At 61.1% G+C, this 25787-nt stretch carries 21 protein-coding genes; 13 read left to right on the top strand and 8 right to left on the bottom strand.

Going from position 1 to position 25787, the window contains the following annotated elements; all coding sequences use genetic code 11:
* Positions 1-8 precede the first annotated feature (8 nt).
* The 3 genes from IB249_RS23185 (at position 9) to pgm (ending at position 4641) form a co-directional block, all read left to right on the top strand.
* Positions 9-1487 carry a hypothetical protein gene (locus IB249_RS23185; protein ID WP_192308070.1) on the top strand — a complete coding sequence of 493 codons (1479 nt, stop codon included), beginning with the start codon at positions 9-11 and terminating at the stop codon, positions 1485-1487.
* A complete protein-coding gene (locus IB249_RS23180) occupies positions 1484-2884 on the top strand; it encodes a PLP-dependent aminotransferase family protein (protein WP_192308310.1) in 1401 nt (466 codons plus the stop codon). The genes IB249_RS23185 and IB249_RS23180 overlap by 4 nt, the downstream gene beginning before the upstream one ends.
* Positions 2885-2994: 110 nt before the next feature.
* On the top strand, positions 2995-4641 hold the full coding sequence (pgm, locus tag IB249_RS23175; RefSeq protein ID WP_192308069.1) for a phosphoglucomutase (alpha-D-glucose-1,6-bisphosphate-dependent): 1647 nt from the start codon (positions 2995-2997) through the stop codon (positions 4639-4641).
* A 124-nt stretch (positions 4642-4765) separates the two neighbouring features.
* Here pgm and IB249_RS23170 read toward each other — a convergent pair whose 3' ends face one another.
* The gene (locus IB249_RS23170; protein WP_192308068.1) at positions 4766-5461 is read right to left on the bottom strand and encodes a pirin family protein; all 696 of its coding nucleotides are present in this window, start codon (positions 5459-5461) and stop codon (positions 4766-4768) included.
* 234 nt (positions 5462-5695) lie between these two features.
* Here IB249_RS23170 and IB249_RS23165 point away from each other — a divergent pair, with 234 nt between their 5' ends.
* Positions 5696-8167: a UvrD-helicase domain-containing protein gene (locus IB249_RS23165; protein ID WP_192308067.1), complete on the top strand. Its 2472-nt coding sequence runs from the start codon at positions 5696-5698 to the stop codon at positions 8165-8167.
* Positions 8168-8231: 64 nt separating this feature from the next.
* Here the strand turns inward: IB249_RS23165 and IB249_RS23160 are convergent, their stop codons facing one another.
* Entirely contained in the window at positions 8232-8504 is a 273-nt protein-coding gene (locus tag IB249_RS23160) for a DUF1652 domain-containing protein (protein ID WP_150711725.1), read from the bottom strand.
* A gap of 260 nt (positions 8505-8764) precedes the next feature.
* On the opposite strand from IB249_RS23160, the gene IB249_RS23155 reads away from it, so the two are divergent.
* The 4 genes from IB249_RS23155 to IB249_RS23140 are packed head-to-tail and all read left to right on the top strand — an operon-like array spanning position 8765 to position 12544.
* Positions 8765-9580: a helix-turn-helix domain-containing protein gene (locus IB249_RS23155; RefSeq protein WP_192308066.1), complete on the top strand. Its 816-nt coding sequence runs from the start codon at positions 8765-8767 to the stop codon at positions 9578-9580.
* Positions 9581-9630: 50 nt separating this feature from the next.
* Positions 9631-11037, top strand: a complete 1407-nt coding sequence (locus IB249_RS23150) for an NAD(P)/FAD-dependent oxidoreductase (RefSeq protein WP_192308065.1) — start codon at positions 9631-9633, stop codon at positions 11035-11037.
* A 23-nt stretch (positions 11038-11060) separates the two neighbouring features.
* Complete coding sequence (locus IB249_RS23145) at positions 11061-11402, top strand: cupin domain-containing protein (protein WP_192308064.1); 342 nt, start codon at positions 11061-11063, stop codon at positions 11400-11402.
* A gap of 56 nt (positions 11403-11458) precedes the next feature.
* Positions 11459-12544 (top strand): polyamine ABC transporter substrate-binding protein, encoded by a 1086-nt coding sequence (locus IB249_RS23140; RefSeq protein WP_192308063.1) that lies wholly within the window; start codon positions 11459-11461, stop codon positions 12542-12544.
* A 169-nt stretch (positions 12545-12713) separates the two neighbouring features.
* Here the strand turns inward: IB249_RS23140 and IB249_RS23135 are convergent, their stop codons facing one another.
* Complete coding sequence (locus tag IB249_RS23135; protein ID WP_192308062.1) at positions 12714-12938, bottom strand: YgdI/YgdR family lipoprotein; 225 nt, start codon at positions 12936-12938, stop codon at positions 12714-12716.
* Positions 12939-13163: 225 nt separating this feature from the next.
* Between IB249_RS23135 and IB249_RS23130 the strand changes: the two genes are divergently transcribed.
* The 4 genes from IB249_RS23130 (at position 13164) to IB249_RS23115 (ending at position 19717) form a co-directional block, all read left to right on the top strand.
* Positions 13164-14816: a VRR-NUC domain-containing protein gene (locus IB249_RS23130; RefSeq protein ID WP_192308061.1), complete on the top strand. Its 1653-nt coding sequence runs from the start codon at positions 13164-13166 to the stop codon at positions 14814-14816.
* Positions 14813-17095, top strand: a complete 2283-nt coding sequence (locus IB249_RS23125) for an ATP-dependent DNA helicase (RefSeq protein WP_192308060.1) — start codon at positions 14813-14815, stop codon at positions 17093-17095. Before IB249_RS23130 ends, IB249_RS23125 begins: the two co-directional genes overlap by 4 nt.
* Positions 17096-17188: 93 nt before the next feature.
* Entirely contained in the window at positions 17189-19108 is a 1920-nt protein-coding gene (locus tag IB249_RS23120; protein WP_192308059.1) for a PAS domain-containing sensor histidine kinase, read from the top strand.
* 72 nt (positions 19109-19180) lie between these two features.
* Positions 19181-19717, top strand: a complete 537-nt coding sequence (locus IB249_RS23115) for a hypothetical protein (RefSeq protein ID WP_192308058.1) — start codon at positions 19181-19183, stop codon at positions 19715-19717.
* Between the two features lie 58 nt (positions 19718-19775).
* On the opposite strand, the gene IB249_RS23110 is transcribed toward IB249_RS23115, so the two are convergent.
* From IB249_RS23110 to IB249_RS23090, 5 genes are all read right to left on the bottom strand, one after another.
* On the bottom strand, positions 19776-20069 hold the full coding sequence (locus IB249_RS23110; protein WP_192308057.1) for a hypothetical protein: 294 nt from the start codon (positions 20067-20069) through the stop codon (positions 19776-19778).
* A gap of 114 nt (positions 20070-20183) precedes the next feature.
* Positions 20184-21527: a cation:proton antiporter gene (locus IB249_RS23105; protein WP_192308056.1), complete on the bottom strand. Its 1344-nt coding sequence runs from the start codon at positions 21525-21527 to the stop codon at positions 20184-20186.
* A gap of 33 nt (positions 21528-21560) precedes the next feature.
* On the bottom strand, positions 21561-22172 hold the full coding sequence (locus IB249_RS23100; protein ID WP_192308055.1) for a Yip1 family protein: 612 nt from the start codon (positions 22170-22172) through the stop codon (positions 21561-21563).
* Between the two features lie 126 nt (positions 22173-22298).
* A complete protein-coding gene (locus IB249_RS23095) occupies positions 22299-23156 on the bottom strand; it encodes a glucose 1-dehydrogenase (RefSeq protein ID WP_192308054.1) in 858 nt (285 codons plus the stop codon).
* A gap of 215 nt (positions 23157-23371) precedes the next feature.
* Complete coding sequence (locus IB249_RS23090) at positions 23372-24526, bottom strand: MalY/PatB family protein (protein WP_192308053.1); 1155 nt, start codon at positions 24524-24526, stop codon at positions 23372-23374.
* 169 nt (positions 24527-24695) lie between these two features.
* Here IB249_RS23090 and IB249_RS23085 point away from each other — a divergent pair, with 169 nt between their 5' ends.
* Positions 24696-25787, top strand: a complete 1092-nt coding sequence (locus IB249_RS23085) for an AI-2E family transporter (RefSeq protein WP_192308052.1) — start codon at positions 24696-24698, stop codon at positions 25785-25787.

The following is a 25787-nucleotide window of genomic DNA, read 5'->3' as shown; positions in this document are numbered from 1 at the left end:
AAATAAACATGACCCTTATCCATGATCAGGCGATGAACTATGTCTATCAGCAGATGCTGCAACGTTTGCTGAGCTTCTTTTCCCGGGCGGAACGCACGGCCTTGCAGCTGTTGATTCAGCGATTGGTCGTCACCGCCGGCGGCATGGAGCACATCGGCGACTACAAGGTGCTGGCGGTCCAGTCCGGGTCTCGGGACAGTTGCTACACCCTGGCGCTGCTGCGTGCCGCGCAGTTGAGCATCGCCGGCCGGGCGCCCGCCACGTTCCAGTTGCGCGTGGCGTCATTGCGCATGAACGGCGTCAGCGCGATAGCCCTGGACAATATCCACCGCAGCAACAGTGCCTTGTTCTTCTACGACGACCCCAGGGTGGAGGTGGTGACGGCCGATCATCGTGAGGTGTTACCGTTCACTCACCCGTCGCCGATCTCCGAAGCAGGCCGAGAAGCCAGCCGACTCAATCTGTTGATGGTCGGGCATCGCCGAGCCATCGGTGCACCGCTGGACCTGTGGGATGACGGATATCTGGCCATGGGCGAGTTCTATGGGCAAATCGCCCGATGGGACAGGGGCGTCGATGCGTTCATCAGCAGTGACACACCGCGTCAGCAGAAACAGTTTCTCGATGGCCTGAGACGAGCGGCGGCGAAGGCGGGCCTGCCACCTCCGCGCCCTGCGGGCAGTGGCTTCGATGAGCTGTACGCAGTACTCGACGACCTGGGCAACGATTTTTACCGCTCGCTATTCGGTACGCAGGGGCAGGCGCAGTGGCGTCCGGCCGAGCAGTTCGAGGCTTGTCGCCGCACTTCCTTCATCGACATTCACGACATGCTGGTCAGCAATCGCGAGGAGCGATGGCCGTTGCTCACCGAGTTTCTGGGGTTTCAGCCTGACGAACTTTCGGCGCAGCTCGGCGAGAACGAGTTTGTCAGCCCAACGATTTCCGCTCATGTCCGGGGCCTGCAGGCGTGCTACGTACATGGCGGCAGCTATGAGTCGGGTGTCGCCGAGTACCTGCAACGAGCATTGGTGATGATGCGCCGCAAGCACCTGCCAGAGCGTCTGTGCGAACAGGCCGTTGAGGTCTTTGGCAACCCGGCGCGCCTGGCCGATCAACGGGCGCTGGCCACAGCCGAAGCGCAGAAGAGCCTGGGTTTGAGCGAGGCGCAACTGGTTTGCCTGCTGTTCGCACCTTTCGTTGAAAACGGCGCCGGTCTTGAGCGTTTCCTGCGCCAGTGCCACCCCGGCATGCTGGTGGCCATGCCCGACTTGCACCGGGCGATGCAGGGCAATCCGGTGTCGGAACAGATAGCGCAGTGGATGGTCGACGTCAGCGGGCTGCCGGTCAACCTGATCGGCAAGCTGTATCGCATGGGGCCGGTGCCCAGGGCCGTGGACGGGCCGAATGATGAACTGTTCGACGGTGCGGACGGACTATCCGCCGACTACGACGCAGCGGTGGCGGGTGAATGGTCAGCGGGACGTTGAAAGGCACTCGCGAGACCGATTTCGCCTATCAGGCGGTGTATCGTTACCTGACCCACCTGATCAATGAACCGACCCACGATGCAAGTGTGCGCTTGCCTTCGTTGCGCCAACTGGCCAATCGACTGAGCGTGTCGATCTCGACCATCCAGTACGCCTATTCGCTGCTGGAGAAGGAAGGGCGGGTCTATTCGGTGGCGAAGTCCGGCTACTACGCGATGCCAGTGTCTTCCCTCGGCCTGCCTGGCGCCGACGGCGATTTGCTCGAAACCCTGTATGTCAGCGCCCGGCGGCCGGGCATGCTGGTGTTCAGCGCCGATGAGCCTGCCCTGTTGCAGCCGCTCGACAGCCCGTTGCTGTTGCTCGAGCGCGAGTTGCTGCGTCAGTACCCGCGTCTGCCGCAACCGCCGTCCCAGCCCTGCGGCGAACTGGAGTTGCGCACGGCCCTGGCGGCGCGCTACACCACCTCGCCGGTGCGCTGCTGGCACGCCGATGATGTCTACATCGGCGCCGACCTGCGTGGCGTCCTGGAAATACTGATCGCGGTCCTGGGCCTCAAGGAGGCTGCGGTGGTGGTGGAGGCTCCGTGCGACTGGACGATCCTGCGCCTGTTGCAGGAGGCGGATGTCCAAGTGGTCGAGTGGCCAGTGCAAACCGATGGCAGCCTGGACGCCGGGCAACTCGAGGAGCTGCTGCAAACCCGGCGGATACGGCTGGTGATGCTGTCGTCGGGGTTGAACGTGCCGCGCGGCAGTCTGGCGCCGGACGAGAACCGGCAGGCCATTGCCCGGTTGCTGGAGCGATATGGCGTCTGGGTGCTGGAGAACGACTGTTACGCAGAGCTGGAATTCGAAACGGGTGGTTTGCGATTTCGCGATCTGCTCGACCCGCAGCGGTTGATCGTGTTTTCCACCTTCGAAAAAGTCATCGGTCCGGAAGCCCCTTACGGTTATCTGCTCTCGCGGCATTTCAGCGAGCAATTGCAGCGGCATTTCCTGCTGCGTGCCTATCGCCTGTCGCCGATTCGCCAGAAAGCGATTGCCCGCTTGTACGCAAATGGCCGGATCGACCAGCACCTGCAGGTGCTGCGCAGGTTGCTCAGGGATCGCAAGGTGCAAATGACACAGCTGTTGCACGAGCGCCTGGGCGATGCCCTGCATGTCGTCGAGCCCCGTGGCGGGGCCACGATCTGGGTCCGCTCACTGCGCCAGGTCGATATGCGGCGGGTGTTTCAGCGACTGCTCAAGCAGCACGTGGTGATTGCGCCGGGGGAATTGTTCAGCTTGCAGGGCCTGCACGCGCAGCATATGCGCCTGAATCATGCCTTCAGCGGTGATCATGACCTTGCAGCGGCGTTGAGCCTGCTCGGGGATGCGCTGCGCCTGGAGGCGATCGACTGAGTGGCGGCGAAAACATCCTTGCAGGCCGGTGGATCGATCCCATCGCGTTACGGTCAAACTGCCAGTAAACTGCGATCCATCCCCGAACCACTCTATCCCAGAGGTTTTGCATGACACTCAGTCCTTTTGCGGGCAAACCGGCACCGGCGCAACTGTTGGTCGACATCCCGCGACTGGTCACGGCCTATTACACCGGCCAGCCCGACGCCGCCATCTCCACCCAGCGCGTCGCCTTTGGCACGTCCGGGCATCGGGGCAGCTCGTTCGATCTGAGTTTCAACGAGTGGCACGTACTGGCGATCAGCCAGGCAATCTGCCTGTACCGCGAAGCCCAGGGCATCGACGGCCCGTTGTTCGTCGGCATCGACACCCATGCGCTGTCCACTCCGGCTGGCGCCAGCGCCCTCGAAGTACTGGCAGCCAACGGCGTCACGGTAATGATCGCCGAGGGTGACGAATACACCCCGACACCCGCCATCTCCCATGCCATTCTCTGCTACAACCGCGGCCGGACCTCCGGGCTGGCGGACGGCATCGTCATCACGCCGTCGCACAACCCGCCGCAAAGCGGTGGCTACAAATACAACCCGACCAACGGCGGCCCGGCCGATACCCATATCACCAAGTGGATTGAAGCCAAGGCCAACGAGCTGCTGGGCAACAAGCTGGCCGGGGTCAAGCGCATCAGTTACGAGCAGGCGCTGAAGGCCAGCACCACCCACCGTCACGATTACCTCAATACCTACGTCGCCGACCTGATCAACGTGATCGACTTCGACGCCATTCGCGATGCAAAGCTGCGTCTGGGTGTCGATCCGCTGGGCGGAGCAGGGGTGCGCTACTGGTCGGCGATTGCCGAGCATTACAAGCTGGACCTCGAGGTGGTCAACAAGGAAGTCGATGCGACTTTCCGCTTCATGACCGTGGATTGGGACGGCCAGATCCGTATGGACCCATCGTCCAGCCACGCCATGCAAGGCCTGATCGGCTTGAAGGAGCGCTTCGACGTGGCGTTCGCCTGTGACCCCGATCACGACCGTCATGGCATCGTGACCCCGTCGGGTGGTTTGCTCGCGCCAAACAATTACCTGGCCGTCTCGATCGACTACCTGTTCCAGAATCGTCCACAATGGCGCGCCGACGCGGCCGTGGGCAAAACCGTGGTCAGCAGCGGCCTGATTGACCGGGTGGCCAAGCGGCTTGGGCGTCGTCTGTATGAAGTGCCGGTCGGCTTCAAGTGGTTTGCCGATGGTCTGTTTGATGGCTCGCTGGGCTTTGGTGGCGAGGAGAGCGCCGGGGCTTCGTTCCTGCGCAAGGACGGTGGTGTTTGGAGCACCGACAAGGATGGCTTGATTCCTGCGCTGCTGGCGGCGGAAATGACCGCCCGCACCGGTCGCGACCCGAGCCAGGCCTACCGCGCGCTGACCGACGAACTCGGCGAGCCGTTCTCGGTGCGGGTCGATGCCAAGGCCAATCCGCAGCAGAAAGCGCTGCTGAGCAAGTTGTCGCCAGAGCAGGTCACCTCGACCCAACTGGCGGGCGAGCCGATTCAGAGCATCCTCAGCCACGCGCCGGGCAACGACCAGGCCATTGGCGGCCTGAAAGTCATGACCGAGAACGGTTGGTTCGCGGCGCGCCCCTCGGGTACCGAAGACATCTACAAGATCTATGCCGAGAGCTTCGTCAGTGACGACCACCTCAAGCAGTTGGTCGCTGAAGCGCAGACGCTGGTGGATGGGGCGATTTCCGCCACGTAATCTCCAACCCCTTCAGGAGCGCGCTTGCTCGCGATGGAGTGCCGGTCAACGCGGGGTGTCAGACAGCCCGCGTTACCGATGCCGTTCCTCTCGAGCAATCGCGCTCCTGCAGGTGGACACTGCATCAAGCCAGATCGACCAACACGATCTCGCTGTCCTCGATGGCCGTGACGCGCAGTACCTGCTCATCGGCCACCGCAACACCGTCTCGAGCTTGTGCGCGTAAGCCATTGACTTCAATGACGCCCGTGGCGGGAACCAGATAAGCACGACGACCATTGTCCAACCGATACTCGGCAGACTCGCCGGCCTTCAGGTTCGCGGCCACCAGGCGCGCATCGGCACGAATTCGCAGGCTCTGGTCGTCACCTGACTTGCCACTGGCCAATGTCACAAAACCCTCACGATCGCCTTTGGGGAAGGGCTTGGCGCCCCAGGACGGAGCCAGTCCGGTTTCATTGGGAATGATCCAGATCTGGAAGATCTTGGTATCGGTGGCTTCCAGGTTGTACTCGCTGTGAGCGATCCCCGTGCCGGCACTCATGACCTGGACGTCGCCGGCTTCGGTACGACCCTTGTTGCCCAGATTGTCCTGGTGGGTAATCGCGCCTTCGCGAACGTAGGTGATGATCTCCATGTCCCGGTGCGGGTGGGTCGGGAACCCGGTGCCAGCGGCAATCACGTCATCGTTCCAGACGCGCAGGTTGCCCCAGTTCATGCGTTTGGGGTCATAGTACTCGGCGAACGAAAAGTGGTGGTGGGCATCCAACCAGCCATGATGGGCGCCGCCCAAGGATTTGAAAGGTCTGAGTTCAAGCATGATCGTCTCCTGAATAGGCTTTTGATGGCGGGCATCATCCATCAGGAACCAATCGCTAAAAAGCGTAAAAAATGCCGCATTAGCATCGAATAAATCGATTTAAAATAACCTCGAAACATTCTCATCCGACCTTCACTTCATCGCATAAGCCAATGACCTATAAGCATTTCACTAGAATTGAACGGCGAATGCAGACACCATAGCCCCAACAGCCTCACACCCTGGAGTCAGCGCGTGCCGCAACACACCTCCGATCTTCCTCCTGAACTTCGTCCCTTGGCCGAGATGCCCTTGCTCAAGCGTCTGGCCGCCCGATTCTTTGGCCATGGCCTGACTCGGCTGCGCGCACAACACCGCGCCTCGTGGCTGCACGGCCAGGCCGATGGTTTTCGCAGCGGGCACAGTGCCGGTGTCGACTACGGCTATAAGGAAGGCAAGCTCGAAGGCCTGGAGGAAGGTCGGCAGGTGTTGCTGATCCGTGACTCGCGCTCGACTGAACACCGCCCGCCGAATGTCGACGACAAGCTGTTCGACGACTGGCGCCTGCCGCTGAGCGCCGACCTGAAGAAACGCATGAAGGCCGATGTGGCGCGCCTGTTGCCAGCCCATGCGCAGCCCAGCGCCGCGCAGTGGAAGATGATCTTCAGTGACACGCCGTCGACCTCGGTCATCGCCGGCGCCGGTGCAGGAAAGTCGACTACCCTGGCGCTGCGTATCGTGCTGCTGACCCAGTACCTGGGGTTTGAACTCGATTCGATGACCGTGGTGACCTTCACCCGCGAGTCGCGCAAGGACTTCATCAACAAGCTGATCGAGTTGTTGGCGCTTTGGGGGCGTGCGTTGAGCTTGAAGGAGGCGCGGGAACTGGTGCGCACCTTTCACTCGCGAATTCTGCCGATGGTGCGCAGCCTGCCTGGCTTCGAGCGTCTGCAGGCGTTCGAAAACCTCAGCAATCGCCCGCAGGGTGGCGAAGAGGATATCGACAGCAATCCTTTCGATCTGCGCATCAACGACGCTCAGCGCCAGTTGCTCAACGCCTGCTACCAGCAATTGCACGACCGCGACGAGCGATTCCGCGAGCTGATCAAGCCATTGTCCCGCCACGCCTTGCAGCTCAAGGAACTGGAACGCGATCACCCGGATGTACAAAAGCGTGTTGCCGTCACCGAGTTAGCGGCAAAGCGTGACGAAGAGCTGTGCGATTTCATCGAGGACCTGTGGTTCGGCGCCGGTGCCTGGCCGATCAAGGGTATCGAACCCATGCGGCAAACCTTCGATATCAATGGCTCGACGTTTCACTGCCATGGCTACATTCCAGCCCTCGATGCATGGGTGGTGCTGGGTTTCGATCCGCGGGAAAACCCTCAGGTCAGTCGCCCGAATGCCAAGCTCAGCGTACGCGCAGAGTGGGCTGTCAAGCGCACCCTGTTTCAAGCTTTTTGCCGTAAGCCACTGATTTGGCTGGATAGTTATGATTCATCTCGACGAGTCCTGGCATCGCTGGCCGGCGATGCCAGTGCCGGGCCTGGGTTCGATTACAAGGTCAAGGGCGAGCTGAGCTCGGCACCCTTGCTCGACTGTTTCGTCGCGGCAGCCGGGTTCATCGAAAACCTGGGTCTGGACGTGCCGAACGCTGTCGGCCAGATGAGTTTCGCCAAGGACGATCCGGATCGGTTCTTCTTCGAGGCCCTGAGCCTGTACTGGCGTGCCCTGGAGGACCATCTGCTGGATCAGAAGCCGCCGGTGATGACCTACAACCGGATGTTTGCCCTGTTCAGCGAGCATTCCCCGGAAAACCAGAAGCTATTAAGTGATGAGCTACTGCGTCCTCTGTCCCACCTGATGATCGACGAATTCCAGGACGTGTCACCGCAGATCGTTTCCTGGATTCGCGCCAGCCTGGCGGAAATCCGCAGCCGTGGGCCGTCGATGCACGTGGGGCGTGGCGCACAGCATTCGTCGTTGCTTTGCGTGGGGGATGACTGGCAATCGATTTACGGATGGCGCGGCAGTTCGCCGACCTATTTCATGGAATTCAACAAAGAATTCCCGTCGCCAAGCACCACCAAGGTCATGCTCAGCGATAACTACCGCAGCCACCAGTACATCATCGACGCGGCCGAGCACATCGTTCGTGCGGCACCGGCCATCGCCGGCAAAAAGGCCCGGGCGAGCGGTGAAGCCGGGCCGCTGCTGCCAGTCAGCGTGCTGGATCGCGATGATCAGGCCATGGCCCAGCGCTTGATGGATCACTATGAAAAGGGTGATTCGATCTTGATGCTTTATCGAAAAAGCAGCGATAAGCTGTTGTTAGAAAAGCATATTCAGCCTGTAATTAATGTGGATTCTAGCTTGCCCTACGCTTCGCGAAGGCTCAAGCAACTGACCTATCACAGTGCCAAGGGCCTGCAAGCCGATGCGGTGTTCCTGCTGGGCGACTGCCAACACCTGACCCGCTCGCCTTACAAGAATCAGGTGTATCGCATGGCGGGGCTTGGCAAGCCAAATGACAAGGAGGCCTACGATAACGCCCAGAAGGACGAGATCCTGCGCCTGGCCTACGTCGGCATCACCCGGGCGGTGAGTCATTGCTACTGGTACGTCGACGCGCAAGATACCCAGGCGGCCAACATGCCCAAGGCGTCCGACCGGATTGGCAAGGGCAAGCCGTTCTTTGCCGATCAGCGGGTGGGAAAGGTGGTGTAGCCAAAGACGGCAAAAAGCCCGCATGACGCGGGCTTTTTGTTTGGAATGACTGTAGGAGCGAGCCTCAGGCATAGCTCCTGAGGGCTACCGGCGGAATGAATGACTCAAGCTCATCTTCCACCGCTTCGATGATACGTTCGACATCCGCCGCATTCATGACGGTTGCGCACGGAATACCGGCAATGGCGATCATGGTCTCGCCACTGGCACGGTCAAACAGACGGGCGATCATGCTGCCCGGTGCGTCCATGCTCGCCTCGAAACCCATGGGATGAAAATGCCAGCGCATCAACTGGCAGGCGTTTGGAAAGGTGACCTTGCTGAAGCCTTTATTCATAGATAGCCCGCCTTCATTCCGAGCGCTTCCTTTAGCTCATGTTAGGGGGGAGAGCCTTCATTGGCTCAACCGGTGACTGGTTAAAAGTAGCATCTGGATGTGAAAATAATGTGGAATTTTCAGGCCGATTGGCGATTGGTTCAGTTTTTTTTGATTCAGGTCACAGCAAGCCGATGATTAGGCGAAGTGCCATTACCGAATCAACGTTGATGCGCTGGGTCAATTTCGGCAAGCTCACTGTTTTACCATCGAGATCTCCAATGCCCGCCGACGAAGAGGGTGCGCTGCAAACCCAGGTTACAAGCGAGATCGTCCTGCGTTATCACCTGCGCTGGAAACACCGCGACCTGGACGGCGTCATGGCGCTCTATCACCCGGACGTCCAGTACAACGACTTTTTCCAGAACCGTGTATTGGGCCTGGACGAGTTGCGCGAGTACGTGCGCAGCAGCATGCCGCGTGACCCGGATGAGGCGCTGGAACACTCGGATCGCATTCGCCTGGATGGCGACACGGCCTTCATTCAGTACCGGATTACCTTGCGCGGCGGTGAAGGCCTGGTGTCATTCCGTGCCAGTGAAGCGATCACCGTACGTGATGGCCTGATCTGGCGGGTCAACGAATACGCATCGCTGGTGCGTGAACAACCTTGTGGCTCATCGGGCAATGCGCCGCGACCAGCCGCCAGCCGGCTCGGGCTGTCGCCACGTCAGTTGAGTTTCATGGCGGAAGACCTGCAGCATTATTTCGAGCGCCAGCAACCCTATCTGGATCCCGAACTCGACCTGCAACGGGTGGCGAAAGAGTGCGGTTACAGTCGTAATCAAATGTCTTATCTCCTGAATCAGGTGCTGGGCCAGAGCTTCTATCGCTACGTCAACCAGGCACGGTTGCGGCATCTGCTGGCCGCGCTGGACGCCGCCACGCCACCGCTGCGCATCGACGATCTGGCATTCGCTGCGGGTTTCAATTCGCTGTCGGCGTTCTATAGCTGTTTTCGCCAGCACACCGGCCTGTCGCCCAAAGCCTACGTCAAACAAATTTCTTTGCGTGCACGCGCGCAAGACAGCCCCTGAGCCCACGCACTAGGATCAACGCCATCGAAGTTTGAGTGGCGGAGTCTTGCATGTCGGCGTGGCGCGGTATCAGTTTGTGGATGGATCAGCTCGACGAGCCTTTGGTGGCGCGCCCGGCGCTGGAGCAGGACCTGGACGTCGACGTCGCGATTATCGGCGCCGGTTACACCGGCCTCTGGACGGCGTATTACCTCAAGCGCCAGGCGCCAACGTTGAACATTGCCATTGTCGAGGCGCAGACCGCGGGTTTTGGCGCCTCGGGGCGCAACGGCGGCTGGCTGATGGGCAATATGCTCGGAGAAGACCGCTTGTTGGCCCCTCTGTCGGTCGAACAGCGCCGCGCCTCCTACGACCTGCTGCACAGCATTGCCGATGAGGTGGAGATTGTCCTTGAGCGTGAGGGCATCGACTGCGATTACCGCAAGGGTGGGGCCCTGTATTGCGCCGCGCGCTATCCCGAACAGCAAGCCAGCCTGCGCCAGTATCTGGACAACCTCTACCGGCAAGGCCTGACGGAGCGCGACTATCGCTGGCTCAGCCCCGAGCAACTGGCGCAACAGATCAGAATCGCCAAGTCCTATGGCGGCATTTATGCGCCGCACGTCGCCACCCTTCACCCGGCGAAACTGGTGCGCGGCCTGGCCAGGACCGTGGAGCGCCTGGGCGTAAGGATTTACGAGAACAGCCCGGTCACCCACTGGCAGCCCGGCAGCCTGCGCACGGCAAAAGCCTCGGTGCGCAGCCGCTGGGTCGTGCCGGCGGTGGAGGGATACGCCGCGACTTTGCCAGAGCTGGGCCGATACCAGCTCCCGGTGCAAAGCCTGATTGTCGCGACCGAACCGCTGTCCGCCGCGACCTGGGATGAAATCGGCCTGAGCGGCGGGCAGGCTTTCGGCGAAAGCAGTCGCCAGGTCACTTACGGCCAGCGCACGGCGGATAACCGCCTGGTGTTTGGTGCGCGGGGCGGTTATCAGTTTGCCGGCAAGCTGCGCAATAACTTCGACTTGACCCGCGATGAAGTGGAGCTGCGCCGTTATCTGTTCGGTGAGCTGTTCCCGCAGTTGAAGAATGTGCGCATCACCCATGGCTGGGGCGGCAACCTGGGCATGTCCCGGCGCTTCCAGCCGCACATGCTGTGTGATCCGGCCAGCGGCATCGCCTTGTCCGGCGGTTATGGCGGGGAGGGTGTGGGCGCCAGCAACCTGGGTGGTCGAACCCTGGCCGACTTGATCCTGCAACGCGATACCGAGTTGACTCGCCAGCCCTGGGTGATCCCGCAGGGCGGTCTCCACGCGCTGAAGGCCTGGGAGCCGGAACCCTGCCGCTGGCTCGGGTACAACGCCATCATCCGCAGCTTCGTCCACGAAGACCAGGTGCTCGCCAACCCGGCGACCGCGCCCTGGCGGCGCAAGCTGGCCAGCGCTATCGCCGGCTTCATGGAAGGCTTCATGCACTGACTTTTACATCGACAGGTATCCCCATGAGCATCACGCAATTCAAGCACACCGCAACCCTGCAACTGGACGAATCGAACCCGGTGGCCGTGCCGCTGGGCACCCCCGTAGCGGTGGCTTCCACCACCAGCGTCGAGCGCGACGATGGCGTCGAGACCGGCGTCTGGGAGTGCACGCCCGGCCGCTGGCGTCGGCAGATCGTGGCGCAGGAGTTCTGTCATTTCATCCAGGGCCGCTGCACCTTCACCCCGGATGACGGTGAAACCCTTCACATAGAAGCCGGCGATGCACTGATGTTGCCAGCCAACACGCTCGGTATCTGGGACATCCAGGAAACCGTGCGCAAGACCTACGTCTTGATTTTTTGAATGTTGATTTTTTGATTGCCTGCCAATAACAAAAGCCCATACACAGGAATCGACTCATGCTGCGAAAGACACTGACACTGGCGCCCCTGGCACTCGTTGCGACACTCAGCCAGGCGGCTGAAACCGTCAAGATTTTCAACTGGTCGGATTACATCGCGCCGGACACCACGAAAAACTTCCAGGCCGAAACCGGCATCGGCTTCACCTATGACGTCTACGACAGCAACGAAACACTGGACGGCAAGCTGATGACCGGCAAATCCGGTTACGACGTGGTGTTTCCGTCCAACCACTTCATGGCCCGGCAGATCCAGGGCGGCGCCCTGAAAAAGCTCGACAAGAGCCAGCTGCCGAATTGGAAGAACCTCAATCCGGTGCTGCTCAAGGCCCTGCAAACCAATGATCCGGGCAACGAGCACGGTTTCCCGTACCTGTGGGGCAGTACCGGCATTGGCTACAACATTGCCAAGGTCAAAGCGGTGCTGGGCGACAATGCGCCCGTGGACTCCTGGGACCTGATCTTCAAGCCGGAAAACATGGCCAAGTTGCAGAAGTGCGGCGTGGCAATCCTCGACAACGGTCCGGAACTGCTTCCGGCCGCCTTGAACTACCTGGGCCTGCCGCATCACAGCAAGAATCCGGAAGACTATAAAAAGGCCGAAGCGCTGCTGATGAAGGTGCGCCCGTATGTCAGTTACTTCCACTCGTCCAAGTACACCAGCGACCTGGCCAATGGCGATATCTGTGTGGCGGTGGGCTTCTCCGGCGACATCCTGCAGGCGGAAACCCGCGCCAGGGAAGCGAAAAACGGCATCGAAATCGGCTACGCGATTCCCAGGGAAGGCGCCGCGATCTGGTTCGACATGGTGGCGATGCCGGCCGATGCCCCGGACGAGAAGGCCGGTTATGCGTTCATGAACTACCTGCTGCGCCCGGACGTCATGGCCAGCATCAGCAACTACGTGCACTACGCCAACGGCAACGAACAGGCCGACAGCCTGATTGATCCGGCGATCAAGAACGACACCAAGGTGTACCCGAGCCCGGAAATGATGGGGAAACTGTTTGCGCTGGAAGCGATGCCGCTGAACATCGACCGCATTCGCACGCGGGTGTGGAACAAGATCCGCACCGGCAGTTGAAAGTGTTTGGCCTGTAAGGGCCTCTTCGCGAGCAGGCTTGCTCCCACAAGGATAACGCCGGATCTGTGGGAGCGAGCCTGCTCGCGAAGGTCATCAACGATGCCGCAGGGTGGCTGATGCCCGGCGGCGGCCTCGGGTTCAATGCGAGCAGGTTCGCTACCACAGGGTTTCAATCTTCTTTGCGAACGGTCGCCACCTCATCCGCCTTGACCCGTACCTTGGCGCCGGAAATATCCTCGAATTCGTAGAAACCGTCTGCGGTGTCGGTGTCCGGCATGTCTTTGGTCAAATACTGGGTGCCGTTCTGCAGTGTCACCACGGTCGGCGTCGAGCAACCGGCCAGGGCCAGGAAAGCGGCGACGGCCAAGGGTAAACCCAGGTTCTTGATGTTCATGAGCACCTCTCTACATTGTCTGCGATGACACAGTGACCACGGTGAGTCGAGCCACCGCCGTCAATCCTCTAACGCGGTTGGTTCGGTGGATCGGCAGAAAGTTCGACCGAACCGAGAAAAAAACGGCCTGGCCGTCGCCGCTGATCCTTTTCCATTTGCACCGCACGGGTCGTTGCTGGTATCTGTACGCATAACCAGTATTTCCAGCCATGGCCGTGTTTTCCCGTGACCCAGAATCCCTTAGATGATCCGTTCTACTACCTGAACAACTTCACGCAAGTGCTTGATTGGCTGGATCAACGCTATGCCGATGTACTGAGTGTCGACGAACAGGCGTTCATTCGCGACTTCAATCGATTGCCCCGTGAATCCCGCGCGCTGCTCGTGCGGATGGTGATGCGCAAGGGCATTCATTTCCGGGCGAACAAACTGTATTACCTCGAGATCGGCGACATCGCCAACGCTGCAGGCCCGTTGCTGGCACTGGGCTGGATCGACGATCAGGCGCCGCTGCCCCTGGAAACCCTGTTCGAGGTGCTGCTCAAGGCGGAAATCGTGCAGTGTTTCGGCGCCTTCATCGATCAGCCCAAAGGCAGGAAGACCGATTGGCTGCCGGTATTGGCCGAACAGTTCCCCCAGGCCCAGGCGTTCAACCATTGGTGCGAGGCCCTCCAGGACCGCGTGTTCAGCCTGACCATCATGGGCCTGTGCGATCGCCTGCGCTTGATGTTTTTCGGCAATCTGTATCAGGACTGGTCGGAGTTCGTGTTGGCCGACCTCGGTATCTTTACCTACGAAAAGGTCGAGTTCTGCGCCGAATCCCGTGGTTTGCGCACTCGCGACGACGTGGATGCCTGCCTGTTGCTTCATCAGTACCAGGAGGATTTCGCAGCCGGTGAAGCGCTGGCCACCGTCGTAGAGCGGATCAACGCCCTGACATTGACCAATCCCTGGCTGCACAAGCGCCGCGCCAAGCTGTTGTTCCAGATCGGCCAGCACTGTGAACGCGTGGCCGATTTCGCCAATGCGCTGGGCATTTACCGTGACTGCGACTGGCCCGGTGCGCGGGGGCGGATGATTCGAGTGCTGGAGCGTTGTGGTGAGTACCAACTGGCGTTGGACCTGGCCACGGTTGCCGAGCAAGCGCCGCAAAGCGCTGCCGAGCAACAGCAGTTGCTGCGTGTCCTGCCAAGGTTGCGCCGCAAGCTGGGCGGCCCGCCGAACAAAAGGCCGGTGCCCAGGGCTATGCAGCGCCTGGACCTGCAATTGCCCAGAATCGATCCTGAACTGCCGGTGGAGTATTACGTTCAGGCCCATCTGGCGCAGGAATCGGCGCCGGTGCACTACGTGGAAAACAGCCTGATCAACTCGCTGTTCGGCCTGCTGTGCTGGCCAGCGATCTTCGCGCCGTTGCCGGGCGCATTTTTCCACCCGTTCCAGCGCGGACCGGTGGACCTGCACAACGAGGATTTCCATGCGCGCCGGGCGGATCTGTTCCAGGCCTGCCTTGCCGAACTCGATGACGGGCGCTACCGGCAGACGATCCGCGAACGTTATGCCAGCAAGTGGAACGTTCAATCGCCTTTCGTCTTCTGGGGTGCATTGAGCGGCGAACTGCTGGACCAGGCGCTGGATTGCCTGCCGGCCGCGCACCTCAAGCACTGGTTCAGCCGGTTGTTGCTGGACATCAAGGCCAACCGTGCCGGCATGCCGGACCTGATCCAGTTCTGGCCGCAGGACAGGACCTATCGCATGATCGAAGTCAAAGGCCCCGGCGATCGCCTGCAGGACAACCAATTGCGCTGGCTCGAGTTCTGCCATGAACACCAGATGCCCATCGCCGTGTGCTATGTGCAATGGGCGGAGCATAGCGCTTGAGCTACAGCATAGCGGTGCGGGCGTTGTGTGAGTTCACCGCCAAGGTCGGCGACCTCGACCTGCGTTTCACGCCATCGCCGACAGCCCTGGAAGGCATCGTCGGTCACCGCACGGTCGCGTCCCGGCGCAGTGATGGTTATCAGAGCGAAGTCGCGCTGGAAGGCCTGTACCGGACGTTGAAGGTCAGGGGCAGGGCGGACGGCTACGACCCGACGCAAAACTGTCTCGAAGAAGTCAAAACCTACCGCGGCGACCTGAGCAGGCAGCCGGCCAACCATCGGCAACTGCACTGGGCACAGGCCAAGGTCTACGGCTGGCTGATGTGCCGGAAACTGGACCTGGCGCAGATCAATGTGGCGCTGGTGTACTTCGACATCGCCAGCGAAAGGGAAACCTGCCTGGTCGAAACTTTCAGCGCCGAAACGCTGAAAGGGTTCTTCGAGCACCATTGCCAGTTGTTCCTGCGCTGGGCCGAACAGGAAATGGCCCATCGCCAGGCGCGCAACGACGCGGCGCAACGACTGGCGTTTCCCCATGCCGGGTTTCGCCCGGGCCAACGGCATCTGGCGGAGTCGGTGTTCAAGGCCGTCAGCACTGGCCGGTGCCTGATGGCCCAGGCGCCGACCGGCATTGGCAAGACCGTCGGCACGCTGTTCCCGATGCTCAAGGCCCTGGCGCCGCAGCAATTGGACAAGGTGTTGTTCCTGACGGCGAAGACCCCGGGACGCAAGCTGGCGCTCGATGCGGCGCAGGTCATTCTCGACAGCGCCACCGCTCCACCGCTGCGGGTGCTGGAAATGATCGCCCGGGACAAGGCCTGCGAGCATCCGGACAAGGCTTGCCACGGCGAATCCTGTCCGTTGGCCCAGGGGTTCTACGACCGCTTGCCCGCCGCACGCCAGGCGGCCAGTAAGCGGCGGCTGCTCGACCAGGCTGCCCTGCGTGAGGTGGCCCTGGAGCACGAGGTCTGCCCCTATTACCTGAGCCAGGAAATGGCGCGCTGGGCCGACGTGGTGGTCGCCGACTACAACTACTATTTCGATTTCAGCGCGCTGCTGTTCGGGCTGGCCCAGGCCAACCAATGGAAAGTCGCGGTGCTGGTGGACGAAGCGCACAACCTGGTGGAGCGCGGGCGGCAGATGTACAGCGCCAGCCTCGACCAGTCGACCCTCGATGGCGTGCGCAAAACCGCACCGCAACCGTTGAAGAAATCCCTGCAGCGGGTCAATCGTGAATGGAATGCCTTGCATAACCTGCAACTGGCGCCGTACCAGGCCTACGACAAGCCTCCGGAAAAATTGCTCCAGGCCCTGTTTTCCTGTGGCGCCAGCATCGGCGATTACCTCAACGATCACCCGCAGGGCCTGGACAGCGGCCTGCAGAACTTCTACTTCGACCTGCTGCAGTTCTGCCGGGTGGCTGAGCTTTTCGACGAGCAGTACCTGTTCGACATCAGCAAGCGCGACCTCGATCGCAAGCGCCCGTTGTCGCAGCTGTGCCTGCGCAACGTGGTGCCCGCCGGTTTCATCGGCCCGCGTCTGACGGCGGCGCGCAGCACCGTGCTGTTCTCCGCGACCTTGAGTCCCCGGCATTACTACGCCGATCTGCTCGGTACGCCGGCCAATTCGGTATGGATCGATGTCGAGTCGCCGTTCCATGCGGATCAGTTGCAAGTGCGGATCGTCAGCCAGATCTCCACCCGTTTCGTGCATCGACAGTCTTCCCTGGCGCCTATCGTGGCGCTGATCGCCCGGCAGTTCAGCGAGCGCCCGGGCAACTACCTGGCGTTTTTCAGCAGCTTCGATTACTTGCAGCAGGTGGCGCAATTGCTGGCCGAAACCCATCCGCACATCCACCTCTGGTCACAATCGCGGGGCATGGCCGAAGGTCAACGCCAGGCCTTTCTCGATCAGTTCAGCGCTGAGGGCCAGGGCATCGGCTTCGCCGTACTGGGCGGGGCCTTTGGCGAAGGCATCGATCTGCCGGGAGCGCGGTTGATCGGCGCCTTTATCGCCACCCTGGGACTTGCACAGCTGAACCCGGTCAATGAACAACTGAAACACCGGATGGCCGCGATTTTCGGTGCCGGTTACGACTACACCTATTTGTTTCCCGGCGTGCAGAAGGTGGTGCAGGCGGCGGGACGGGTGATTCGCACCCAGCAGGACCGCGGGGTGGTGATGTTGATCGATGACCGGTTTGGCGAAAACAAGGTCAGGCAATTGCTGCCGCGCTGGTGGTCGGTGGGTGACGCCTTGGGTGCAATGCCGACCGTTTGAACCTGAAACAAACTGATCAGGATTGTTTTTCCTGCTGTCCAATTTTTACGTTTGTCCCATACTTCAGCAAAACCCTCTTGCCGTGAGCGCTTAATGAACGAAGATCGATCCCAGACCAGCGTCATCGACGACGGGCGTTTTCGCCTGTTGATCGATGCGGTTGTTGACTATGCGATCTACATGATTGATCCCGACGGCGTCATCACCAGCTGGAACGCCGGCGCCAGACGCTTCAAAGGCTACGAAGAGGCCGAAATTCTCGGTCAGCACTTTTCTGATTTCTACACCGAAGAGGACCGCGCCAAAGGGCTGCCCCAGCGAGCGCTGGACACGGCCATTCGTGAAGGGCGTTTTGAAGGCGAAGGCTGGCGGGTCCGCAAGGACGGTTCGCGGTTCTGGTGTCACGTGGTGATTGACCCGATCTACGAGCCGAGCGGCCGGCTGCTGGGCTTTGCCAAGATCACCCGCGACCTGACCGAACGCAAGATGGCCGAGGAAGTCCTCAAGCAAAGCGAGCAGCAATTTCGGCTGCTGGTGCAGAGCGTCACGGACTACGCGATCTACATGCTCGACCCACAGGGGCGTGTGACCAACTGGAATGCCGGCGCCCAGCGCATCAAGGGTTACTCGCCCCTTGAAGTGATCGGCGAGCATTTTTCCATGTTCTACACCCCGGAAGATCGCGATGCCGGTGAACCGCAACGCACGCTGAGCGTTGCCATCAATGAAGGGCGTTTCGAGAACAAGGGATGGCGACTGCGCAAGGACGGTACGCGCTTCATGGCTCACGTGGTGGTCGACCCGATCTGGGGTGACACCGGCACGTTACTCGGCTTTGCCAAGATCACCCGGGACATCACCGAAGCGACACAGGCCCAGCAAACCCTCGAGCAAACCCGCGAAGCGCTGTTCCAGGCGCAGAAAATGCAGGCCATCGGCCAACTCAGCGGCGGGATCGCCCATGACTTCAATAACCTGTTGACGGTGATCCTGGGCAATCTGGAAATCGTGCGCAAACGGGTGGACGGTGATTCGAAACTCACCCGCTTGCTGGATAACGCCACCCAGGGCGCCCTGCGCGGGGTGTCGCTGACCCAGCGCATGCTGGCGTTCGCCAGGCGTCAGGAGCTCAAGACCGAGCCTGTGGACATACCCGCTCTGGTGGAAGGCATCAGCAGCTTGCTGCGCAGTTCCCTCGGGCCTTCGGTGTTGCTTGAAACCCGTTTTCCCCCGGAAATCGAGGCGGTGCTGGCCGACGTCAACCAACTGGAACTGGCCATCCTCAACCTGGTGACCAACGCCCGAGATGCCATGCCCCATGGTGGCAAGATCCTGATCAGCGCGAAATCGGAAGAGGCGACGGAACAGGTCACGCTGACGCCGATGTCCGGGCGTTTTGTCTGCCTGAGTATCAGTGACACCGGGGAAGGCATGGATGACGAGACCCTTGCCATGGCAATGGATCCGTTCTTCACCACCAAGGGGGTCGGTAAAGGCACGGGGCTGGGGTTGTCGATGGTTCACGGCTACATCGAGCAACTCGGCGGACGCTTCATTCTCAAAAGCCGCAAGGACCACGGCACCACGGCCGAATTGTGGATTCCAGTGGCGACTCAGGGCTCGGTGGCCCCGTCCGTTCAGGAAGAAGCGATACCGGGGGTGTCCCGTCTGTGCGTACTGGTGGTGGACGACGACAGTCTGGTCCTGACCAGTACCTGTCTGTTGCTTGAGGACCTGGGGCATCGGGTGCTCAGCGCGGTGTCCGGGGCCCAGGCGCTGGAAGTATTCGACAACGAGAAGGGCATTGACCTGGTCATTACCGACATGGCCATGCCGCAAATGAATGGTGCACAGCTTGCGCACGCCATCCGTTCGATCAGACCGAACCTGCCGATCATCCTCGCCACCGGCTACGCCGAACGGCTGGAAGGTTTTGCGCTCAAGTTGCCGCGCCTGTCCAAGCCGTTCACTCAACTCAACCTGGTCGAGATCATTGCCGCCACCCTGAAATGATCACCCGGGATCGAGCTGAACTTGTGGGAGGGCGCATCTTCTAAACGGTTTGCCTCCAGCGCGTGACACCCTATGCCGAGAATACTGACGCAACCCACTGCTGAAGAAGCGTTGACCGAACACAATGCGAAGATGTTCGGCTCACCCAAGGAACGGCTGGATTTCTATCGCAGGGAAATCCAGTACGAAACCAGCATCCTGGCCAATCGCACCGATGCCTACCTGGCGGCGCAGTCGTTTCTGGTGATTGCGTTTGCTTCGTGCATGGCCAATCTCAACCCCGAATGGGGCAAGCTGTTCACCCTGGTAGTCCCGCCGTTCCTGGCGCTCTTGGGGGGGCTGAGTTCACTCAATGCCTGGCCAGGCATTCGCGCGGCCTATGACATCATCGATCACTGGCATTACAAACAGAGTGAGTTGCTGCGCAGCGAACCGCTGATGGGCCTGGCTTATGATGAGTCGCCGCTGTTCAGCGAGATGGAGTCGTCCCACAAGGGTTACCGCAAGTCGTTGCTGTTCTCGGTGCGTACGCCCTGGATTTTCGCCACATTCTGGGTATTGCTGGGGAGTTACGCGGTATACATCCAGGTTACCAACCCCGGCGCATGATCCCGAAAACACCCGAACGCCTGCAGGCGCCAGCTTGCTCCTGCAGGCGTTCGGGAATTCAGGCGATGGATTCGTGCCGGATCACTTCGCGAGGCACGCTGGCCGCCTGGTGGATCGGAGGGAAGTTCTCGTTGAGCACGCGCAAATGTTCGATGGCTTCGGCGAACTTCAGGTCGGCTTTCCTGCGCAACGCCTGATAGCGATCGAACAGCTCCCCATCCAGATCGCCGGCTTCCAGCAAGTCGAAGGCGTTGCGACTCAGCGCCTGGGCTTCTTCGAACATCTGGTGGTTGCGCTCCAGGGCAAAGGCCCGGCAGGCCTTGATTTCATCGCGGGTGGAATACTGGATCATGACCGGCACCTTGATTGTGTGGGTTAAGCTTGTGACCCGTCAGGCCGCGCCAGGATTTCAATTTTATGAACATGAAAATTGGATAATTCCTGACAGAAAGTTGCAGGCATCCAATCAAGGAATTTGCTCTTTGCGCCGTTCATACCACGCCAGCAGCGGTTGCGTGCTGAAACCATGGATCAGGATACTCAGCGCGACCACCGACAAGGTCAGGTCGGTGCAAAGCGCGGCAATCGAAGGCGCCAAGCCATGGTTCAAGGCATAAAACAGGTAGTACAGGCTGCCGATGCCGCGAATGCCGAACCAGCCGATCAACAGGCGCTGACGACCGTTCAGCAGGCGACGCCAGGGCAGGGCGGCGACGCTCAATGGCCTTATCAGGCAAAACAGTGCGGCGCCGATCCACAGTGCGCGCCAATCCCAGTGTGCAATCAGCACGACGCCGAGCAAGGTGACCAGGAACACCTCCATGGCCCGCTCCACCAGACCGCCGAAAGCGAGCATGTCACCCATCATGATGCCCGCAGCCACCTGACTGTCTTCCATGCGCCGGGTATCACCGTGCACCGCGTGTTGCGGTTCCACGTTCTGGTGGCCGACCACCGGCTGAACCAGATGCTCGGCGGGCAGCTCATCGTCGCCAGTGGAGTTGACCTCCTCATGGCGCAGACCAAGGCCGGCGGCAAACACCGACAGAAAGCCGTAGCCATGCAGCGCCTCGGCGCCGACGTACGCCAGGGCGATCAAGGCGAGGGCCAGGTAGTCGTTGGGTGAGAGGGTGCTGTCCTCGTTCCTGATCCGTAGCGCCAGGGTCAGGCGACCGATCCCGCGCCCCATGCCGTAACCGATCAGCAGACCGGCGGGAACCGCCCACAGTACGCTTTGCAGCGCCCAGTCGCCAAGAAAGCCGGGGTTGTCGTCCTGGCGCATCAGCAATAGACCGAGGATCACGAACGGGAAAGCGATGCCGTCATTGAGACCGGCTTCTCCGGAGAGCCCGAAGCGCACGCTGTCGTCATCCCGCGCGTCGTTGACCTGCACCAGCGCGGCGAGCACCGGGTCGGTGGGTGCCAGGATCGAGCCCATCAGCACCGCAACGCCCCAGGGCAGTTCAAAGCCGTAATGCAGCAGCAACCCTGTGCTGGCGATGGTCAACAGCATCACTGGGCCGGCCAGGCTGACAGCAATGCGCCAGTTCTTGTTCCTGAAGGGGGAACGCAGCTTCAAACCGCAGACAAACAAAGAAAAGAGCACCGCGACTTCCGTCAGGTGCTCCATCCAGGTGCTGGCGTCGTCCAGGTCCAGCCGCAGAAACCCGAGCGCCGCCGGTCCGATGGCGACACCCAGCACCAGGCACACCGCCGATGTGGTCACCGGCATCCAGCGCAAGTATGACGAGGTCAACGCCAACGTCAACAGCACCGCCCCGAGCACCGCCACCCAGTGAATGAAGCTCATGCGCTGTACTCGCCCGAGGCCGGGATCGGAGGCTTAACCCACTGTCGCGCGCAGATACTCCGGCGACAGGACGTTGAACCACACGAGGATCATTTCGACCAGGATGGTCACCAGCACCAGCAGGCCGACACCCCAGACACAGGCAGCGTTCAACAGCCCCTGTTCCTTGCGCTCATGCATGAAGGTCGGCAGCCCGACGAACAACAGAAAGGTCGAGTACACCGAGGCGGCGCCCAGCACGATAATTGCGAGCCAGCGGCTCGGGTAAAGGCCGGCAAAACCCGCGATGAAGAACGGGGTCACGGTGTAGGCGGCAAACCCGATGCACTGGTTGAGTGTGGGACGTGCCTCGAACGTACGCGACATCCAGCGGATGAACAGCCCCATCAGCGCCACGCCGGCGACGATGGTCACGTACAGCAGCACGCATAGTTGCAGCGCGCTGGCGCTGCTGAGTTTCACCGTTTCATTCTCGGCCAGGCTCCAGCCGACGTAGGTTGTGCCAATGAACAGGCACACGGCGGGGATCAGGGCGAGCAACAACAGATGAGCGAGGTAGTGGCGCGGATGCGCTTCTTCCTCCTTGCGGATATCCGTCCAGGCGAAATTCGGCTGGGTAAACAGTTTGACGAGGGGGGCGGACATGACAACCTCCTGAAGGGGAGCGGCCCGCGTTGGGGCCCTTAAAGCTATTGAGGGGCAGGATTTGTCAGGGGTTCAGTTTTTCTCGGCGAGGGTGCCGCTGCCGGAAACCCGCAGCGGCACGGTGGGTTACAGCATTGGCTTGCCACCCGTGATGCCGTAACGTTGACCGGTGATGTAGCTGGCCTCGTCCGACGCCAGCAGCACGTAGATCGGTGCCACCTCGACCGGTTGACCCGGTCGCCCCAACGGGGTTTGCCCGCCGAAGTTCTGCACTTCCTCATCCGTCATGGTCGAGACGATCAGCGGCGTCCAGATCGGCCCCGGCGCCACGCAGTTCACCCGGATGTTTTTCTCGCCGAGCATCTGCCCCAGCCCGGCGGTGAAGTTGGCGATCGCGCCCTTGGTGGTGGCGTAGGGCAGCAGGGTCGGCTTGGGCATGTCCGAATTCACCGAGCTGGTGTTGATGATCGAGCTGCCGGGCTTCATGTGTTTCAACGCGGCCTGGCAGATGCGGAAAATGGCGGTGATATTGACGTCGAAGGTCATCACCCATTCTTCGTCGGGAATGTCCTCGAAGTTTTCATGGGTCATCTGGTACGCGGCGTTGTTGACGAGGACGTCGATGCGGCCAAAACGCTCGACGGTCTTGTCGACGAGGGCCTGGCACTGGGCCTTTTGCGCGATGTCCCCGGGCAGCAGCAGGCTCTGGCGCCCGGCCTGTTCGACCCAGCGTGCGGTTTCCTGCGCGTCTTCGTGTTCATTGAGGTAGGCAATCGCGACGTCCGCGCCTTCACGGGCGAAGGCGATGGCGACGGCGCGACCGATACCACTGTCGGCACCGGTGATCAGTGCGATCTTGCCCTGCAGGCGCCCCGAGCCTTTATAGCTTTGTTCGCCGCAATCGGGGTACGGGTCCATCTTCTTCTGGCTGCCGGGGACCGGCTGGGCCTGTTTCCTGAAGGGCGGTTTGGGATAGTCGGTCATCGTAAATCTCCGTTCTCAAGGTGGAAGAGTCAAAGGGTGGACCCGGCTCTTTTGCGTTGAGTTCGGTTGGATTGATGACGGGTCGGCATCGACCAATGCACGGTGGGCGCGAGACTGGCTTGGCGGTGATGGCGGGCCTGTCGGCCTCTATTGAGTCGACTGACGCGCCACCATCGCGAGCGGGCTCGCTCCCACAGAGGGTGTTTGCTGTCCTGTCAGCGCTGGCGTTCGATCAGGCTGCGTTCCATCCGCGCAATGCCTTCCTCGAGCAATGCGCGCGGGCAGCCGAAGTTGAGGCGCACGAACTGTTGATGGTCATCGCCGAAGTCCAGTCCAGGGCTCAAGCCGACCTTGGCCTGTTCGAGGAAGAACCGCTGTGGGTTCTCCAGCCCCAGCGCCGTGCAATCGAGCCAGGCCAGGTAGGTGCTCTGCGGCACGTTCATGCTGACGCCCGGCAGGCGCGTGCGGACGGCGTCGACCAGGTAATCACGGTTGGCTTGCAGGTAGCCCCGCAACTCGGCCAGCCACGGCGCGCCCTCGGCATAAGCCACCCGGGTGGCTTCCATGCCCAGCGGGTTGACACTGTCGACCATGCCACAACGGGCATGGTTGACCCGTTCGCGCAGGGCACGGTCCTGGATGATCATGAACGAGGTCTTGAGGCCAGCGATGTTGTAGGCCTTGCTTGCCGACATCAGGGTGATGGTGCGTCGGGCGATGTCCGGCCCCAGGGATGCGGTCGGAATGTGCCGGCGCCCGTCGAAGCACAACTCGGCGTGGATTTCGTCGGAGATGATCCAGGCGTCCTGTGCCAGGCAGATATCGGCCACCGCTTGCAGCTCCTCCCGGGGGAAGGCCTTGCCCAGCGGATTGTGCGGGTTGCTCAGCAGCAGGGCACCGCCACCGGCCAATGACTGACGCAGGGTCTCGAGCGGTGTGCTGTACGTGCCATCGGCCTGGGCGTCGAAACTCAGTTCGACCTTGTTCAGCCCCCAATGGGTCGGCGCGTGGCGCAGCGGCGGATAGTTGGGGACCTGCACGACAACGTTCTGTTGTGCCTGCACCAGAGCGTGCAGCGCCATGTTGAACCCGGACTCCACGCCTGGCAGGAAAATCAGTTCCTGCGGCTCGACCCGCCATTGGTACTTGTTCCACAGGTCGGCGACGATGGCGTCGCGCAAGTCATCCTGGGCCACGCTGTAGCCGAGCAACGGGTGTTGCAGGCGTTTTTGCAGGGCCTGGATGATCACCGGCGGCGCGGCGAAATCCATGTCGGCGACCCACATCGGCAACACATCGGCCGGGTAGCGACTCCACTTGGTGCTGCCGGTGTGGTGGCGATCGAACACCTGATCAAAATCGAAAGTCATGCTTATCTCATAAAGGGCCGGGATGGATTCGGCAGACATGATAAGCGCCAATGTTTGCGGGGGCGAGGGCGGTGTCGAGGGAGCAGGGCGAAGACTGCGCAAAACGGGCCGGGCGTCTATGCTGGGCTAACCACTGCGCAACGCTGCCGTGACCGACAAGGAGACATCCATGGAGCCGACGTCCTTCGACGAAAAAACGCTGACACGCACGTTGCTCGATGTCTTCATCCGGGCCGGGCTGATCGCGGTGCTGGTGTTGTTCTGCTTCGATATCTTCAGTCCGTTCCGCGACTTGATGCTGTGGGCGCTGATCCTGGCAATCACCCTTTACCCGCTGCAAAAACGCCTGCGAGGGCCCCTGGGGCACAATGACGGACGGATTGCGACGCTGATCATCCTGATCGCCATTGTCATCCTGATGGTGCCGGTCTACCTGTTGGGCACCTCGATTGCCGACTCGGTCGAGCGCGCCATGGCAGTGATCAAGGCTGACAATCTGCACATTCCGCCACCTGCCGAGGCCGTTGCCAGTTGGCCGGTGATTGGTCAGAAGCTGTCTGCGGTGTGGCTGGATGCCTCGACCAACCTTCCAGACCTGGCCGCCAGGTACCTTCCACAGATCAAGGTCGCCAGCCTGACGGTACTGAGCAAACTGGCCGGGATTGGCATGGGGTTCCTGATCTTCATTTTTGCCTTGATCATCGCCGGGATCATCATGGCCCATGGCGAAGCCGGCAGCCGCAGCGCGGTGCTGATTACCTCGCGGGTCAGCGGACCGGCCAGAGGTCCGAAAATCGCTGCGCTGTGCACGGCGACTATCCGTGCCGTGGCGTTGGGCGTGGTGGGGATTGCGTTCATCCAGATGCTGCTGGTGGGCCTCGGGTTTGTCTTCAAGGGCATTCCCGGTGCCGGTTTGCTGGCCTTGGCCGTGCTGTTGCTGGGCATCATGCAATTGCCGGTGACGTTGATCACTATCCCGGTGATTGCCTTTGTGTTCGTCACCGAAGGCGCCAGCAGTGCCACGATCATCTTCGCCATCTATGTCTTCGTCGCCGGTCTGGTGGACAACGTGCTCAAACCCCTGTTGTTGGGGCGCGGTGTCGATGTGCCAATGCCCGTGGTGCTGATCGGCGCACTCGGCGGCATGGTGACCAGCGGCATCATCGGGCTGTTCATCGGACCGGTGGTGTTGGCGGTGGGCTATCAGTTGTTCTGGCAATGGGTGCAGGATCAGCCAGACCCTGCACCGCCAGGGATCTGA

It is taken from the genome of Pseudomonas sp. PDM04, assembly GCF_014851765.1.
In the GTDB taxonomy this organism is placed as follows: domain Bacteria; phylum Pseudomonadota; class Gammaproteobacteria; order Pseudomonadales; family Pseudomonadaceae; genus Aquipseudomonas.
The sequence above is the reverse complement of the archived record's forward strand: the minus strand, read 5'-3'. Positions and strand labels throughout refer to the sequence as shown.

Coding starts and splice junctions, on each gene's coding strand:
- IB249_RS23185 (WP_192308070.1), top strand. CDS start 9: ATGACCCTTATCCATGATCAGGCGATGAACTATGTCTATCAGCAGATG.
- pgm (WP_192308069.1), top strand. CDS start 2,995: ATGACACTCAGTCCTTTTGCGGGCAAACCGGCACCGGCGCAACTGTTG.
- IB249_RS23170 (WP_192308068.1), bottom strand. CDS start 5,461: ATGCTTGAACTCAGACCTTTCAAATCCTTGGGCGGCGCCCATCATGGC.
- IB249_RS23160 (WP_150711725.1), bottom strand. CDS start 8,504: ATGAATAAAGGCTTCAGCAAGGTCACCTTTCCAAACGCCTGCCAGTTG.
- IB249_RS23155 (WP_192308066.1), top strand. CDS start 8,765: ATGCCCGCCGACGAAGAGGGTGCGCTGCAAACCCAGGTTACAAGCGAG.
- IB249_RS23150 (WP_192308065.1), top strand. CDS start 9,631: ATGTCGGCGTGGCGCGGTATCAGTTTGTGGATGGATCAGCTCGACGAG.
- IB249_RS23145 (WP_192308064.1), top strand. CDS start 11,061: ATGAGCATCACGCAATTCAAGCACACCGCAACCCTGCAACTGGACGAA.
- IB249_RS23140 (WP_192308063.1), top strand. CDS start 11,459: ATGCTGCGAAAGACACTGACACTGGCGCCCCTGGCACTCGTTGCGACA.
- IB249_RS23135 (WP_192308062.1), bottom strand. CDS start 12,938: ATGAACATCAAGAACCTGGGTTTACCCTTGGCCGTCGCCGCTTTCCTG.
- IB249_RS23120 (WP_192308059.1), top strand. CDS start 17,189: ATGAACGAAGATCGATCCCAGACCAGCGTCATCGACGACGGGCGTTTT.
- IB249_RS23115 (WP_192308058.1), top strand. CDS start 19,181: ATGCCGAGAATACTGACGCAACCCACTGCTGAAGAAGCGTTGACCGAA.
- IB249_RS23110 (WP_192308057.1), bottom strand. CDS start 20,069: ATGATCCAGTATTCCACCCGCGATGAAATCAAGGCCTGCCGGGCCTTT.
- IB249_RS23105 (WP_192308056.1), bottom strand. CDS start 21,527: ATGAGCTTCATTCACTGGGTGGCGGTGCTCGGGGCGGTGCTGTTGACG.
- IB249_RS23100 (WP_192308055.1), bottom strand. CDS start 22,172: ATGTCCGCCCCCCTCGTCAAACTGTTTACCCAGCCGAATTTCGCCTGG.
- IB249_RS23095 (WP_192308054.1), bottom strand. CDS start 23,156: ATGACCGACTATCCCAAACCGCCCTTCAGGAAACAGGCCCAGCCGGTC.
- IB249_RS23090 (WP_192308053.1), bottom strand. CDS start 24,526: ATGACTTTCGATTTTGATCAGGTGTTCGATCGCCACCACACCGGCAGC.
- IB249_RS23085 (WP_192308052.1), top strand. CDS start 24,696: ATGGAGCCGACGTCCTTCGACGAAAAAACGCTGACACGCACGTTGCTC.